Raw genomic sequence first — 13549 nt, 5'->3', positions numbered from 1 at the left:
TGTGAAGCGTGCGATCCTGCTGTTGCCCCTGGCGATCTTCCTGGTCGTCGCGGTATTCCTCTTCCGTGGCCTGTGGCTGGACCCCAGCGAGCTGCCCTCGGCGCTGATCGGCAAGCCGTTCCCGGCGTTCACCCTGCCCAGCGTCACCGAGCCGGGCAAGACCTACACCGAGGCCGACCTCAAGGGCAAGCCGGCGCTGGTCAACGTCTGGGGCACCTGGTGCCCGACCTGCCGCTTCGAGCACCCGGTGCTCACCGAACTGGCCGCCAAGGGCGTGGTGATCTACGGCATCAACTACAAGGACGACGGCGCCGCCGCGCAGAAGTGGCTGGCGGAGCTGCACAACCCCTACCTGCTGAACATCGCCGACGCCGCCGGCACCCTGGGCCTCGACCTGGGCGTCTATGGCGCGCCGGAGACCTACATCATCGACAAGGACGGCATCATCCGTCACAAGCTGGTCGGCGCCATCGACGAAAAGGTCTGGCGCGAGCAGCTGGCGCCGGTCTACCAGGGCCTGGTGGACGAAGCGGAGGGCAAATGAAGCGATTCTTCGCCGCCGCAGCGCTCGGCATTGCCCTCAGCGGCATCGCCCACGCGGCCATCGACACCTACGAGTTCGCCAGCGACGCCGAGCGCGAGCGCTTCCGCGACCTGACCACCGAGCTGCGCTGCCCCAAGTGCCAGAACCAGGACATCGCCGACTCCAACGCGCCGATCGCCGCCGACCTGCGCAAGCAGATCTACACCCAGATGGCGGCCGGCAAGAGCAACCAGCAGATCATCGACTACATGGTCGATCGCTACGGCGAATTCGTGCGCTACAAGCCCGAAGTCAGCGAGCGCACCTGGCTGCTCTGGTTCGGCCCCGCCGCGCTGCTGGGCCTGGGCGTGATCGTGCTCGGCGTGATCGTCGCCCGTCGCCGCCGCCCGGCCGCCGCCACATCCACCACGCTGTCCGCCGAGGAGCAGGCGCGTCTCGACCAATTGCTGGATAACCAAGACAAATGATCGACTTCTGGCTCGCCGCCGGCCTGCTGTTGCTGGCGGCCCTGGCATTCCTCGTCATCCCCCTGCTGCGCGGCCGCCGCGCCCAGGCCGAGGAAGACCGCACCGCCCTCAACGTCGCCCTGTACCAGGAGCGTCTGGCCGAACTGACCGCCCAGCGTGACGCCGGCACCCTCGACGACGCCCAGCTGGAAGCCGGCCGCGCCGAGGCCGCCCGCGAGCTGCTGGCCGATACCGAAGGCAGCGCCGAGGACCGCCGCTCCCGCCTCGGCCGCGCCGCGCCGCTGATCGCGGCGCTGGCCCTGCCGTTCCTCGCCCTCGGCCTGTACCTGCACTGGGGCGCCAGCGACAAGGTCGAGCTGGCCCGCGAATTCGCCCAGGCGCCCAAGTCCATGGAAGAAATGACCGCCCGCCTGGAGCGCGCGGTGCAGGCGCAGCCGGATTCCGCCGAAGGCTGGTATTTCCTCGGCCGCACCTACATGACCCAGAACCGCGCCGTCGATGCCGCCAAGGCCTTCGAGCAGGCCGCGCGCCTCTCCGGCCGCCAGCCGGAAGTCCTCGGCCAGTGGGCCCAGGCGCTGTACTTCGCCGGCAACCGGGCGCTGAGCCCGGAAGTGCGCGAGCTGGCGGAGGAAGCGCTGAAGAAGGACCCGCAGGAAGTCACCACCCTCGGCCTGCTCGGCATCGCCGCCTTCGAGGATGAGAAGTACGCCGCGGCCGTCGATTACTGGGGCCGCCTGGTCGCGGTGCTGCCGGCCGACGATCCGTCCCGCGAGGCCATCGCCGGCGGCATCGAGCGTGCCCGCCAGCGCATGATCGAGAAGGGCGAGACGCCGCCCGCCGAGCCTGCCGCGCCCGCCACCGCCGGCGTGACGCTGAAGGTGAAGGTCGACCTGAGCGCTGCGGTGAAGGGCCAGGTCAAGCCGGACGACAGCGTGTTCGTCTTCGCCCGCGCGGTGAGCGGCCCGCCGATGCCGCTGGCGGTGAAGCGCCTGAAGGTCTCCGACCTGCCCACTGAAGTGGCGCTCAGCGATGCCGATGCGATGATGCCGCAGCTCAAGCTCTCGGCCTTCCCGCAGGTGCAGCTGGTGGCGCGGATTTCCCGCTCCGGCAATGCGACCGCCGGGGAATGGATCGGCCGCAGCGAAGCGTTGTCTACTGCCCAGGCTGGCGAGCAGGCTGTCACCATCGACAGCCCTGACCAGCGCTGAACCGGACAAGAGAGGGTAGCGTGATGAAGGGTAGATTGCTGGCGCTGAGCGCCTTGCTGGTACTGGGTGGTTGCGTGGTGCAGCCGCCGCAGCCGGAGCAGCCTCCTGTACAGACACCGGCCCCGCCGCAGCCGGGCACCACCACCCGGCCGCCGGTCAAGTCGTCGTCCGCGCCGATCACCCCGCAGCCGAGCAAGCCGCAGTCCACCTCCAAGCGCCCGCCCCAGTTCGCCCCGCCGCCCGGCGGCAATGGCCGCTGGGATGCCAGCCTGGGCGTCTACGTGATGCAGGGGCAGAAGGACACCTACTACCGCCAGCGCACCTACTACCACTGGGATAACGGCTGGTACTGGAGCGTTGGTCCGCAGGGTCCCTGGACCGGGACCGACAGCACCGGCGTGCCGCCGGGGCTGACGCGCAAATACAGCGCGCCGTAGCCTGCCCTCGCTCGTTGTAGGCGCGAGCTTGCTCGCGACCCCCCTTGACGCCGGCCCTGCCGGCGGATCGCGGACAAGGTCCGCTCCTACAGGGGCGTGACTCTCGTAGGAGCGGAGCTTCTCCGCGATGCTCTTTGCTCGGTGTTTCTGCGCCGCTTCGGCGTGTGCGGGAAGATTTTGTTTCGCCCTCCCGGGCGAGTCCCTTTTGGGGCCCCAAAAGGAACCAAAAGGGCCCGTCCCGACATCCGGGTCTTCGCTTCGCTCAGACTCCCCTCCTTCCGGTATCGCTCCGAGGGTCGGCTTGCAAGGGCCGTCCCTGGCCCTTCAAGCCTCTCGCGGCATCCATGCCGCTCGCCCCTCTGCGCAATACCTCCACTCGGCCTCCTGACGGGACTCTGCGCGCGCCTGCGACTTCGGTGTGACAGAAAGAGCCGTGGCTGAAGGATTTGCACGTCGTAGGATGGCGTGGAGCGAAGCGATACCCATCACTCCCATAGGGTCGATTGATGATCTGCGCCGAGGTGCTTTTCGTAGGAGCGGACCTTGTCCGCGATCGGCCCCGCTCAAGAGCATCGCGGACGGAGTCCGCTCCTACGGGGAGCCGCATTCGTAGATGCGAAAACCGCGCACCCTCAATCGAACGTCCCCATCTGCGCGCCCACCTCTATCACTTCCACCCGGTTGCGCCCGCTGGCCTTGGCCCGGTACAGCGCCTTGTCCGCCGCCGCGTAGAGCTGTTCGTAGGTGCCGGGCACGCCGGCCTCCAGGCTGGCGATGCCGAAGCTGGCGGTCAGGTAGAGCAGGCCGTCCTTCATCGGCAGCGGGGTTTCCTCCAGCAGCCTGCGGACCTTTTCGGCGATGCTGCGCGCTTGCGCCTGGTCGGTGTCGGGCAACAGCAGCAGGAATTCCTCCCCGCCCAGCCGCGCCACGCTGTCGCCGCTGCGGGTGTAGTTGCGCAGCAGGCTGGCGGCATGGCGGATCACCTCGTCGCCCAGCGGGTGGCCGTAGCGGTCGTTGATGAATTTGAAATGATCCAGGTCCACCATCAGCAGGCTGGTCGGCGCCGGCAGGCGGGACACCCGCGACAGTTCCATGGACACCAGTTGGTCGAACTGCCGGCGGTTGAACAGCCCGGTCAGCGGATCGTGGCCGGCGAGGTATTCCAGCTGGCGGTTCTTCTCTTCCAGTTCCAGCCGCTGCTGGCGGAGGAACGTGCGCTGGCGCAGGTTGCGTACGTGGCCTTGCCAGAGGATCAGCGACAGCACCAGGCCGATGCCGCTGATGGTCAGCCCGCCCATCTGGTTGGACAGGCGCAGCTCCGGGGTCGTCTGGGTCAGCAGCATCGTCACCTCGAAGGCGGCGAGGGCGAGGACGTAGAGCGCGATGGCGTGGCGCGGGCGCATCAGGATGATCAGCGCGGTACCCGCCGAGGCCATCAGGAAGGGGGTGATGCTGCTGGTGACCTGCTGGTCCGCACCGGTGATGGCGATGCCGAAGCCGAGCAGGGTGGCGCTGGCCAGCAGGCTCAGCAGGCTCATGAACCACAGTGGCGGGTCGCGCTGGGGGCGCGAGGCGAACCAGGCGAGCAGCCCCAGGCCGCCGAACAGCACGGCGATCATGGCGTGGATGCGGATGATATCCAGGCGCCAGCCGTCGTACTGCGGGCTGGAGCCCTGCAGGTTGAGCCAGAACACCAGGATGTGGACCAGGTCGAACGCTACCGCGAAGGAGGCGGCGAAATACAGCCGCCGCAGGTTTTCCCGGGCAATCGGCAGCGCCAGCGCGTCATTGGCCGCGATGGAGTGTTTCAGGCGCTGGAGCCACGTCCTGGGCATGATGACTGCTTCTCCCAAGCAAGTCCCGGCAGTTGGAGAATAGCCAGCGACGATGGCACTGTCGTGGCAGGTTGAAAAGATGTGACCGGGTTGTCTGGCACGACTGTCTGAAGCTACCTTCGAGAAATCGTTATTGCTGCAACAATCCGCCCCGGATCATTGTCGGAATCGCCCGCCGCGGGCATAGTCCGCCCCCCTGGATGCTGAAGGAATCGGTCATGAACAGAGTGCAACGCCTGTCGGTGGAGGATGGCCTGGACGCCGAGCGGGCCCTGCTGGACGCTGCCTTCCGCGCTGAGCGGGACAGCGGGCTGCTGTTCTGGCGCCCGCTCCAGCAGGCGCTGGTGATGCCGCGCCGGCTCAGCCGGCTGGACGGCTTCGGTGCGGCGCAGCAGGCCTGCGCCGAACTGGGCTGGCCGATCGCCCTGCGCGATACCGGCGGCGAGCCGGTGCCGCAGTCGCCGGCCGTGCTCAACGTCGCCCTGGTCTATGCGATTCCACTGGCGGACAACGAGCAGACGCGCATCGAAACCGCCTACCAGCGCCTCTGCCAGCCGCTCTGCGACTGGCTCGCCGCCCTGGGCCTGGACCCGGGGCTGGGCGAGGTGGAGGGCGCCTTCTGCGACGGCCGCTACAACGTCAACCTGGGCGGGCGCAAGCTGGTCGGCACCGCCCAGCGCTGGCGCCGCCGGCCCAGCGACGGCCGCTACGTGGTGCTGGCCCACGGCGCGATCCTGATGGAAAACCAGCGTGAGCCGATGGTCGAGGTGGTCAACGCCTTCTACCGGCACTGCGGGCTCGACGCGCACTGCCGCGCCGCCAGCCATGTGGCGCTGGACGAACGACACGCGCGGCCGTGGGAGCAGGTGGAGGCGCTGGCCGGGCGCTTCCAGCGGCACCTGATGGCCGAGGGCGTGGCCTTGCAGGCCTGAATGGAAACGGCCTGATTTGAACGACATGGGTGGATCTTCGCTTCGCCCCAACCCTTCCAAGGAGTCTTGATACATGGAACATGGGACGAACTACCTGCAGTCGGCAGTGGTGTTCCTGCTCGCGGCGGTCTTCATGGTGCCGCTGGCCAAGCGCCTGCAGCTGGGGGCCGTGCTCGGCTACCTGCTGGCCGGCGTGTTCATCGGCCCCTCGCTGCTGGGCCTGATCGACAACCCGGACAGCGTCGCCAGCCTGTCCGAGCTGGGCGTGGTGCTGCTGCTGTTCATCATCGGCCTGGAACTCTCGCCCAAGCGCCTGTGGGTGATGCGCAAGCAGGTGTTCGGCGTGGGCCTGGCCCAGGTGCTGCTCACCGCGCTGGCCCTCGCCAGCCTGGGCGTGCTGGTCTTCGGCCTGCCGATGAACACCTCCGTGGTGATCGGCGGCGGCCTGGCGCTGTCGTCCACCGCCTTCGGCCTGCAGATCCTCGCCGAGCGCAAGGAGCTGAACAGCCACTACGGCCGCCTGGCATTCGCCATCCTGCTGTTCCAGGACATCGCGGCCATCCCGCTGATCGCCATGATCCCGCTGCTGGGCGCGCGCGCCGACGCGGCGGCGCCGGGCGGCGACCTGGCCCACGTGCTGGAGGTGGTCGGCAGCATCGCCGTGGTGGTGATCGGCGGACGCTTCCTGCTGCGCCCGGTATTCCGCTCGGTGGCGCGCACCGGCCAGGCCGACCTGTCCACCGCCACCGCGCTGCTGGTGGTGGTGGGCACCGCCTGGCTGATGGAGGCGGCGGGTGTGTCCATGGGCCTGGGCGCCTTCCTCGCCGGCCTGCTGCTGGCCGACTCCGAGTACCGCCACGAACTGGAAGCGCAGATCGAGCCGTTCAAGGGGCTGCTGCTGGGGCTGTTCTTCATCAGCGTCGGCATGAGCGCCGACCTCGGCCTGCTGCGCAGCGAGCCGCTGCGGGTGATCGGCCTGACCCTGCTGCTGGTCGGGATCAAGTTCCCGCTGCTGTTCATCATCGGCCGCCTGGCCGGCGGGCTGGACAAGGTCTCGGCGCTGCGCCTGGGCGTGCTGCTGGGCGCCGGCGGCGAATTCGCCTTCGTGGTGTTCAAGCTGGCGCGGGCCCAGGACCTGATGGATGCCGACCTGCATGCCCTGCTGGTGCTGGGCATCACCCTGTCGATGGCGATGACGCCGCTGCTGGTGCTGGCCCTGGCGCGCAGCATCAAGCCCAGGCCGGACGCCCTGCGCGAGCCGCCGGCGGAATACCGCCAGATGCCCGACGACGCGCCCCGCGTGGTGATTGCCGGCATGGGCCGGATGGGCCAGGTGATCGCCCGTATCATGCGCGCCCAGGGCGTGCCCTTCGTGGCGCTGGATACCTCGGTGGACACCATCGAGCTGACCCGCAGCTACGGCAATATCCCGATCTTCTACGGCGACCCGCTGCGCCCGGAAATCCTCCGCGCCGCGCAGGTGGAAAAGGCCGAGTTCTTCGTGGTCGCCACCGACGACCCGCAGACCAACATCGAGACCGCGCGGCTGGTGCGCAAGCTCTACCCGCACATGAAGATCATCGGCCGGGCGCGCAACCGCCAGCACGTCTACCACCTGCTCGACGTCGACGCCAACCCGGTGCGCGAGACCTTCCATTCCAGCCTGGAGATGAGCCGCCTGCTGCTCACCGGCCTGGGGCTGAACGAGGATCAGGTGGCGGCGCGCATCCGCCGCTTCAGGCGTCACGACGAGGCGGTGCTGATGGCCCAGTACCACGTCTACGACGACGAGAAGGCGGTGATCCAGACCGCCCGCGAGGCGCGCAAGGAACTGGAGACGCTGTTCGAGGCCGACCACCTGGAAGACCAGGGCATCGGCCACCACTGACGGCCCATTCCGCGCATCGATAATGCTGGGGCGGGCCTGCCGCCCCGGCGCATTCTCGGGCCTTCGCAATGGAGGCCCTTCGATGAGCGACTACCGCACTTTCACCCGCGAAGACCGCGACGGCGTTGCCGTGGTGACCTTCCGGCACCCGCCGATCAACCTGGTCGACCGCGCCATGGTCATCGACCTGCTGCGCCTGGCCGACGCGCTGGAAGCCGACCGCGAGACCCGCGTGGTGCTGTTCCGCAGCGCCAACCCGGACTTCTTCCTCGCCCACTACGACCTCGGCAGCCAGCTGGACGCGCCGCCGATGAGCCTGCCGGAGGGCGTGCCCAGCCCGCTCAGTGCGCTGTTCAGCCGCTACGCCCGGCTGCCGCAGGCGACCATCGGCGAACTGCGTGGCCGTGCGCGCGGCGCCGGCAGCGAATTCCTCCTGGCGCTGGACATGCGTTTCGCCTCCCGCGAGCGGGCGCTGCTCGGCCAGCCGGAAGTGGCGGTCGGCCTGCTGCCCGGCGCCGGCGGCACGGTGCGCCTGGCGCAGCTGCTGGGACGGGGCAGGGCGCTGGAGGTGTGCCTGGGCGGCGAGGATTTCGATGCGGACATGGCCGAGCGCTATGACTGGATCAACCGTGCGCTGCCGGATGCGCAGCTGGAGACGTTCTGCGAGGCCCTGGCGCGGCGTATCGCCGGTTTCCCGGCGGGCGGCATCGCCCATGTGAAGGCGCTGGTGGAGCGGGTTGCGGCGGCGGATTCCGGAGCGTTGGTGGAGGAGTCGCAACGCTTCGTGGCGGATATGAGCGGGGAAGAAACCTTGCGGCGGGTGCGCTGGATGATGGCCAACGGCGGCCAGCAGGACGGCGCCTTCGAACGCGACCTGGGGGCCGCGCTGGGGCGCTACCGGGGTTGACTCAGGCAGCCTCGGCCAGCGCCGGCTTGCGTTGCGCCGCCACGGCGCGCGGCTTGCGCACGGTCGGCCGGCGACGTTCGGGAATGACGATCGGCTGGCCCGGCGAGCGCAGGGTCAGCACCGCCACCACGCTGGCCAGCACGACGGTGGCCAGGATCACGCTGGCCAGGGCGACGTAGAGCAGCAGCTCCACCAGGGAGCCAACCAGGAGCAGGAAGTCCAGTACGATTTGCATGATCCAATCCTCTTTCGAACCGTGGGCGAGTGTCGCGGGTTGCGGGTTCGCCCCTGCGGCCTGGAAGAGGTGGCCGGCGAATCTGGTTCCTGCGAGCTGATGGGGCGAAGATGCCGTGCGGGCCCGGTGAAGAGAACTGAAAGCGCCTGCTGTTCACTATCGACGTCATCGATAGCGGCGCGAAGTGGCGGGGCAGAGCGGTTCCCCACCTTTTGCGGGGAACCCTGGACCTTGGTCGGATGGAGGTTTAGAAGCGCTCGCCCGGCTGCAGGTAGCGCCACTGGCCGACCGGCAGCCTGGCCATGGCCACGCCGCCCAGGCGGATGCGGCGGATCGCCTCGACGCGCAGCCCGGCCTCCCGGCACAGCTTGCCGATCAGCCCCGGACGCACCTGCTTGCCGGCGATGCGCAGCCGGGCCTCGCTCTGCCAGCTGGCCTTCAGCGGCAGGCCCTGGGGTAGCTGCTTCAGGCCGTGGGCGTCGAGTTCGCCGCTGACCTCGATCACGTACTCGTGCTCGACGCGCGCGGCATCGTCCACCAGCTTGCGGATGACGCCGTAATTCTGGGTGAACACCAGCAGGCCGCTGGCGGCGTCTTCCAGCGGGGTGGTCGGGCGCTGCTGGCGCAGATGCTTGCGCAGCAGGCGCTGCGGCGAGGGATCGTCGCTCCAGCGCTGTTCCGCCCGCAGCAGCGCCACGGCGTCCTCGACGCTGCAGCCGGCGGGCTTGTGCAGCAGCAGGGTGACCGGCGGCAGGGGCTCGGGCAGGGCGCCGGGCAGCAGTTCGACGCGCTGGCTGTCGACCTTGAACTGCGGTTCCTCCACCGCCACGCCATCCACGGTCACCCAGCCGCCCTCGATGTACAGCTCGGCTTCGCGGCGCGAACAGGGCAGCAGCTCGGCGAGGCGCTTGGACAGGCGGATGGGTTCGGACATGACGGAAGACCGGGGCGGGAAAAGGGGCACCATTGTAACCGCAAGCCGGCGGAATGCCTGCTGGTGGTGGGGCATGAACCGGGTTCCGGGCTTGGTCGACGCGGCATCAGGACCAAGGGTCCGACGAACAGGTCGATGGAAATGCGCTGAGGGGGACGTGGAGGAGGGGGAACGGGCAGCCTGCCGGGACCGGCAGGCTTGCCGAAGGGGGTATTACTTCTTGCCGAGGCTGATGTGGCGGCTCGGTGCGCCGTAGTTCTGACCGGTCACGCCCTTGGCGATCTGCTGGATCTCGCCGCCGGACTTCAGGAAGGCGGCTACCTGGTCTGCCAGCGCTTCGCTGGTCGCGGTCGCGGCGGGTGCCTTGGGGGCGGCTTTCTGGCGGGTGGAGGGCTTGGTGGTCATATCTGCCATACCTGTCTGCGCAAATTGGCCGCCCATTGTACACCAGATGAGCACCTTTCGGGGCGGGTATCGGCACGAGCGGTCCGGCGCCGCGCCAGCCGTCGCCTGTACGGCGTTCGCGGTGCTACGCTCCGGGGGCCTGATGCGCATCGAGACGTCCATGCCCCTGCTGTCATCCCGCCAGCGCAATGCCCTGCGTCTGGCCCGTGCATTCCTCGCCCCGTATCGCTGGCGCGCCCTGGGTGCGCTGGTGGCGCTGCTGTTCACCGCGGCGATCACCCTGTCACTGGGCCAGGGCATCCGCATGCTGGTGGACCAGGGCTTCGTCACCCAGTCCGAGCCGTTGCTCAACCGCGCCATCGGGGTCTTCTTCGTGCTGGTGACGGGGCTCGCGGTGGGCACTTTCGTGCGCTTCTATCTGGTCTCGTGGATCGGCGAGCGCTTCGTCGCCGACATCCGCCGGCGGGTCTTCGATCACCTGATCGAGCTGCACCCGGGCTTCTACGAGGACAACCGCGCCTCGGAAATCCAGTCGCGCCTGACCGCCGACACCACGCTGCTGCAGACGGTGATCGGCTCGTCGCTGTCGATGGCGTTGCGCAACACGCTGATGCTGATCGGCGGTGTAGCGCTGATGTTCGTCACCAACGCCAAGCTGACCAGCATCGTGGTCGCCTCGCTGCCGCTGGTCATCGCGCCGATCCTGCTGTTCGGCCGCCGCGTGCGCAGCCTGTCGCGGCAGAGCCAGGACCGCGTCGCCGACGTCGGCAGCTACGTCGGCGAGACGCTCGGGCAGATCAAGACGGTGCAGGCCTACAACCACCAGGCGCAGGATCGCCAGCGCTTCGGCGCCACCGTCGAGCAGGCCTTCGACACCGCGCGGCGGCGCATCCTGCAGCGTTCCTGGCTGGTCAGCGTGGTGATCCTGCTGGTGCTCGGCGCGGTGGGCGTGATGCTCTGGGTCGGCGGCATGGACGTGATCGCCGGGCGGATCACCGCCGGCGAGCTGGCGGCCTTCGTGTTCTACAGCCTGATCGTCGGCATGGCCTTCGGCACCTTGAGCGAGGTGATCGGCGAGCTGCAGCGCGCCGCTGGCGCCGCCGAGCGCATCGCCGAGCTGCTGCGGGCGCGCAGCGACATCCACGCGCCGGCCAGCGACGCGCTGCGACTGCCGGCGCGGGTCGGCGGCCGCCTCTCGCTGGAGGGGGTGCGCTTCGCCTATCCGTCGCGCCCGCAGCAATGGGCCATCGATGGCATCGACCTGCGCGTCGAGCCGGGGGAGACCCTGGCGCTGGTCGGGCCCTCCGGCGCCGGCAAGTCCACCCTGTTCGACCTGCTGCTGCGCTTCTACGACCCGCAGGAGGGGCGCATCCGCATCGACGGCCAGCCCATCGCCCGGCTCGATCCCGCCGACCTGCGCCGCAGCTATGCCCTGGTGTCGCAGAACCCGGCGCTGTTCTACGGTAGCGTGGAGGAGAACATCCGCTACGGCCGGCCCGTCGCCAGCGACGCCGAGGTCGAGGCCGCCGCCCGCGCCGCCCACGCGCACGAGTTCATCCTGCGCCTGCCGCAGGGCTACCGCACCCACCTGGGCGAGAGCGGCCAGGGCCTTTCCGGCGGCCAGCGCCAGCGCCTGGCGATCGCCCGCGCGCTGCTGGTGGACGCGCCGATCCTGCTGCTCGACGAAGCCACCAGCGCCCTCGACGCGGAGAGCGAACACCTGATCCAGCAAGCCCTGCCGGGGTTGATGAGCGGGCGCACCACGCTGGTGATCGCGCACCGGCTGGCCACGGTGCTGAACGCCGACCGCATCGCGGTGATCGACCACGGCCGGCTGGTGGCGCTGGGGCGGCATGCCGAGCTGGTGACCAGCAACCCGCTGTATGCACGTCTGGCCGAGCTGCAGTTCGGCCAGGCCGAGAGCCTGTAGGAGCGAGCTTGCTCGCGAACCAGCCCCGCTGCGGAGCCATTCGCGAGCAAGCTCGCTCCTGCAACAATCCCCATCCGGCAAACCGGCGGCAGCCATTGCGCGCCATAGCGCGTAGAATGCCCGCCCCGTTCACGAGGTAAGCGTCATGGCAGTCATAGGTCGGTTCAATTCGTTGCAGGTGGCCAAGCACACCGAGTTCGGTCTCTACCTGGATGGCGGCGACCGCGGCGAAATCCTGCTGCCCAAGCGCTACGTGCCGAAGAACGAGCCGACCGAGGTGGGCGACTGGCTCAACGTGTTCCTCTACTTCGACAGCGAGGACCGCATCATCGCCACCACCTTGAAGCCCAAGGTGCAGGTCGGCGGTTTCGCCAGCCTCAAGGTGGTGGAGGTCAGCCGCGTCGGCCTGTTCCTCGACTGGGGCCTGCCCAAGGACCTGCTGCTGCCGCACTCGGAGGAGAAGCGCCCGCTGCAGGTCGGCGACTACGTGGTGGTGCACGTCTATCTCGACGAACGCACCCGCCGCATCACCGCCACCGCACGGCTGGACCGCTACCTGGACCGCACCCCGGCCAACTACCGCGTCGGCCAGGCGGTCGACCTGCTGGTGGTGGAGCGCACCGACCTCGGCTACAAGGCGATCATCGAAGGCCGGCACTGGGGCCTGATCCACAAGAACGAAGTCTTCAAGTTCATGCGCAGCGGCCTGCGCGAGACCGGCTACATCAAGGAGCTGCGCGCCGACGGCAAGATCAGCCTGAGCCTGCAACCGGCCGGAGCCGGCCTTTCCGATGCGCTGAGCGAGCAGATTCTCAGCGCCCTGCGCGAGGCCGGCGGCAAGCTCGCGCTCAGCGACAAGAGCCCGCCGGAGCTGATCGCGCAGCAGTTCGGCGTCAGCAAGGGCAACTTCAAGAAGGCCATCGGCGGGCTGTACAAGCAGGGGCTGATCGTCATCCTCGACGACGGTATCGAACTGGTCTGAGCGGCCCGGCCGCGCGGCCGCAGGATGGCGCTCCGCGGCGCAGCGGCGGCGCGGTGCGCGATGGCCGGCGGGGCAGGGCGCCGGCCTGTCACATCATGTGACGGAAGCGGTTCCAGGCGTGCTCGACGGAGACCAGCCAGTTCGGCGTCGCCGAGCCGAAGCCGGCGATTTCCAGGCGCGGATGGTGGCGCACCACCATGTCCAGCAGGGGCTCCTGCTCGGGTTTCACGTCGACGAAGAACACGTGCCGGCCCTCATGCAGGCTGGGCTCGAAGCGGCGCATGTCGCCGCTGGGACGCTGCAGGCCGACGAAGCTGCCTTCCCACAGGCTGAAGCCCAGCAGCACCGCGGCGAGGAACAGCACCGGAATCCAGCCCGCGGCGGTCTGCGTCCAGCCGCTCAGGTAGCCCACCAGCAGCACCAGCACCGCCAGCGAGGCGCCGATCAGCAGGCCGACCTTGCCCCAGTGCACCACGTCCTGCTTCATCACCGAGGGCACTTCGTGCAGCCGGTGCTCGTCCAGCGCGGCGTCCTGCTCGCTCAGCACGTGCATCTGCTCCATGCTGATGCCGCTTTCCTGCAGTTCGTGTTCGACCTTGTCCAGGTCGTCCAGGTTGTCGCTGATGTAGTAATGCCTGTTCATGACGAACCTCCGCCCCCCGCTCGTACCCCCTGGGTTTGACCTCGATTTGCCGTGGATATCGGCAGATCGCCGCCATTTGCTGAATTTCGTCAGGATTGAGTCTAGCACCGGCGGGTTGCCCTCCGCGGCGCGGGAGCCCAGTGGTCGCACGGCTTGCGCGAGGTCCGCGCATGGCCGAGGATTCCGCTTTGGAAGCAGTCCA

At 68.9% G+C, this 13549-nt stretch carries 14 protein-coding genes; 9 read left to right on the top strand and 5 right to left on the bottom strand.

Features of this window, described 5'->3' with window-relative positions:
* Position 1: 1 nt before the first annotated feature.
* From dsbE to AC3B6A_RS18735, 4 genes are read left to right on the top strand one after another with little or no spacing between them, the layout of a single operon-like run.
* A complete protein-coding gene (gene dsbE, locus AC3B6A_RS18750; protein ID WP_488398613.1) occupies positions 2–544 on the top strand; it encodes a thiol:disulfide interchange protein DsbE in 543 nt (180 codons plus the stop codon).
* Positions 541–1011: a cytochrome c-type biogenesis protein gene (locus AC3B6A_RS18745; RefSeq protein WP_488398612.1), complete on the top strand. Its 471-nt coding sequence runs from the start codon at positions 541–543 to the stop codon at positions 1009–1011. The genes dsbE and AC3B6A_RS18745 overlap by 4 nt, the downstream gene beginning before the upstream one ends.
* Positions 1008–2219, top strand: a complete 1212-nt coding sequence (gene ccmI / locus AC3B6A_RS18740; RefSeq protein WP_488398611.1) for a c-type cytochrome biogenesis protein CcmI — start codon at positions 1008–1010, stop codon at positions 2217–2219. Before AC3B6A_RS18745 ends, ccmI begins: the two co-directional genes overlap by 4 nt.
* A 23-nt stretch (positions 2220–2242) precedes the next feature.
* A complete protein-coding gene (locus tag AC3B6A_RS18735; protein WP_488398610.1) occupies positions 2243–2656 on the top strand; it encodes a hypothetical protein in 414 nt (137 codons plus the stop codon).
* Positions 2657–3288: 632 nt separating this feature from the next.
* Here the strand turns inward: AC3B6A_RS18735 and AC3B6A_RS18730 are convergent.
* Positions 3289–4491 (bottom strand): GGDEF domain-containing protein, encoded by a 1203-nt coding sequence (locus AC3B6A_RS18730; RefSeq protein WP_488398609.1) that lies wholly within the window; start codon positions 4489–4491, stop codon positions 3289–3291.
* A gap of 218 nt (positions 4492–4709) precedes the next feature.
* Between AC3B6A_RS18730 and AC3B6A_RS18725 the strand changes: the two genes are divergently transcribed.
* The 3 genes from AC3B6A_RS18725 (at position 4710) to AC3B6A_RS18715 (ending at position 8218) form a co-directional block, all read left to right on the top strand.
* Positions 4710–5423, top strand: a complete 714-nt coding sequence (locus AC3B6A_RS18725) for a lipoate--protein ligase family protein (protein WP_488398608.1) — start codon at positions 4710–4712, stop codon at positions 5421–5423.
* 73 nt (positions 5424–5496) lie between these two features.
* The gene (locus AC3B6A_RS18720) at positions 5497–7311 is read left to right on the top strand and encodes a monovalent cation:proton antiporter-2 (CPA2) family protein (protein WP_488398607.1); all 1815 of its coding nucleotides are present in this window, start codon (positions 5497–5499) and stop codon (positions 7309–7311) included.
* Between the two features lie 82 nt (positions 7312–7393).
* Entirely contained in the window at positions 7394–8218 is an 825-nt protein-coding gene (locus AC3B6A_RS18715) for an enoyl-CoA hydratase/isomerase family protein (RefSeq protein WP_488398605.1), read from the top strand.
* Position 8219: 1 nt separating this feature from the next.
* On the opposite strand, the gene AC3B6A_RS18710 is transcribed toward AC3B6A_RS18715, so the two are convergent.
* The 3 genes from AC3B6A_RS18710 to AC3B6A_RS18700 form a co-directional block, all read right to left on the bottom strand.
* The gene (locus AC3B6A_RS18710) at positions 8220–8453 is read right to left on the bottom strand and encodes a hypothetical protein (RefSeq protein ID WP_488398604.1); all 234 of its coding nucleotides are present in this window, start codon (positions 8451–8453) and stop codon (positions 8220–8222) included.
* 247 nt (positions 8454–8700) lie between these two features.
* Positions 8701–9387, bottom strand: a complete 687-nt coding sequence (locus AC3B6A_RS18705; protein ID WP_488398603.1) for an RNA pseudouridine synthase — start codon at positions 9385–9387, stop codon at positions 8701–8703.
* Positions 9388–9600: 213 nt separating this feature from the next.
* A complete protein-coding gene (locus AC3B6A_RS18700; RefSeq protein ID WP_416788546.1) occupies positions 9601–9801 on the bottom strand; it encodes a PFL_1563 family small protein in 201 nt (66 codons plus the stop codon).
* A gap of 151 nt (positions 9802–9952) precedes the next feature.
* On the opposite strand from AC3B6A_RS18700, the gene AC3B6A_RS18695 reads away from it, so the two are divergent.
* Both AC3B6A_RS18695 and AC3B6A_RS18690 read left to right on the top strand, forming a co-directional pair.
* Positions 9953–11722 carry an ABC transporter transmembrane domain-containing protein gene (locus AC3B6A_RS18695; protein WP_488398602.1) on the top strand — a complete coding sequence of 590 codons (1770 nt, stop codon included), beginning with the start codon at positions 9953–9955 and terminating at the stop codon, positions 11720–11722.
* A gap of 145 nt (positions 11723–11867) precedes the next feature.
* Positions 11868–12704: a CvfB family protein gene (locus AC3B6A_RS18690; RefSeq protein ID WP_488398601.1), complete on the top strand. Its 837-nt coding sequence runs from the start codon at positions 11868–11870 to the stop codon at positions 12702–12704.
* Positions 12705–12792: 88 nt separating this feature from the next.
* On the opposite strand, the gene AC3B6A_RS18685 is transcribed toward AC3B6A_RS18690, so the two are convergent.
* Positions 12793–13347: a magnesium transporter gene (locus tag AC3B6A_RS18685; protein WP_488398600.1), complete on the bottom strand. Its 555-nt coding sequence runs from the start codon at positions 13345–13347 to the stop codon at positions 12793–12795.
* Positions 13348–13549 lie beyond the last annotated feature (202 nt).

Source organism: Pseudomonas sp. B12(2026) (assembly GCF_057767015.1).
The sequence above is the reverse complement of the archived record's forward strand: the minus strand, read 5'-3'. Positions and strand labels throughout refer to the sequence as shown.

What these genes read in the sequence shown, in the direction of transcription:
- AC3B6A_RS18745 (WP_488398612.1), top strand. Translation starts at nt 541, where the DNA reads ATGAAGCGATTCTTCGCCGCCGCAGCGCTCGGCATTGCCCTCAGCGGC.
- ccmI (WP_488398611.1), top strand. Translation starts at nt 1,008, where the DNA reads ATGATCGACTTCTGGCTCGCCGCCGGCCTGCTGTTGCTGGCGGCCCTG.
- AC3B6A_RS18735 (WP_488398610.1), top strand. Translation starts at nt 2,243, where the DNA reads ATGAAGGGTAGATTGCTGGCGCTGAGCGCCTTGCTGGTACTGGGTGGT.
- AC3B6A_RS18730 (WP_488398609.1), bottom strand. Translation starts at nt 4,491, where the DNA reads ATGCCCAGGACGTGGCTCCAGCGCCTGAAACACTCCATCGCGGCCAAT.
- AC3B6A_RS18725 (WP_488398608.1), top strand. Translation starts at nt 4,710, where the DNA reads ATGAACAGAGTGCAACGCCTGTCGGTGGAGGATGGCCTGGACGCCGAG.
- AC3B6A_RS18720 (WP_488398607.1), top strand. Translation starts at nt 5,497, where the DNA reads ATGGAACATGGGACGAACTACCTGCAGTCGGCAGTGGTGTTCCTGCTC.
- AC3B6A_RS18715 (WP_488398605.1), top strand. Translation starts at nt 7,394, where the DNA reads ATGAGCGACTACCGCACTTTCACCCGCGAAGACCGCGACGGCGTTGCC.
- AC3B6A_RS18710 (WP_488398604.1), bottom strand. Translation starts at nt 8,453, where the DNA reads ATGCAAATCGTACTGGACTTCCTGCTCCTGGTTGGCTCCCTGGTGGAG.
- AC3B6A_RS18705 (WP_488398603.1), bottom strand. Translation starts at nt 9,387, where the DNA reads ATGTCCGAACCCATCCGCCTGTCCAAGCGCCTCGCCGAGCTGCTGCCC.
- AC3B6A_RS18700 (WP_416788546.1), bottom strand. Translation starts at nt 9,801, where the DNA reads ATGGCAGATATGACCACCAAGCCCTCCACCCGCCAGAAAGCCGCCCCC.
- AC3B6A_RS18695 (WP_488398602.1), top strand. Translation starts at nt 9,953, where the DNA reads ATGCCCCTGCTGTCATCCCGCCAGCGCAATGCCCTGCGTCTGGCCCGT.
- AC3B6A_RS18690 (WP_488398601.1), top strand. Translation starts at nt 11,868, where the DNA reads ATGGCAGTCATAGGTCGGTTCAATTCGTTGCAGGTGGCCAAGCACACC.
- AC3B6A_RS18685 (WP_488398600.1), bottom strand. Translation starts at nt 13,347, where the DNA reads ATGAACAGGCATTACTACATCAGCGACAACCTGGACGACCTGGACAAG.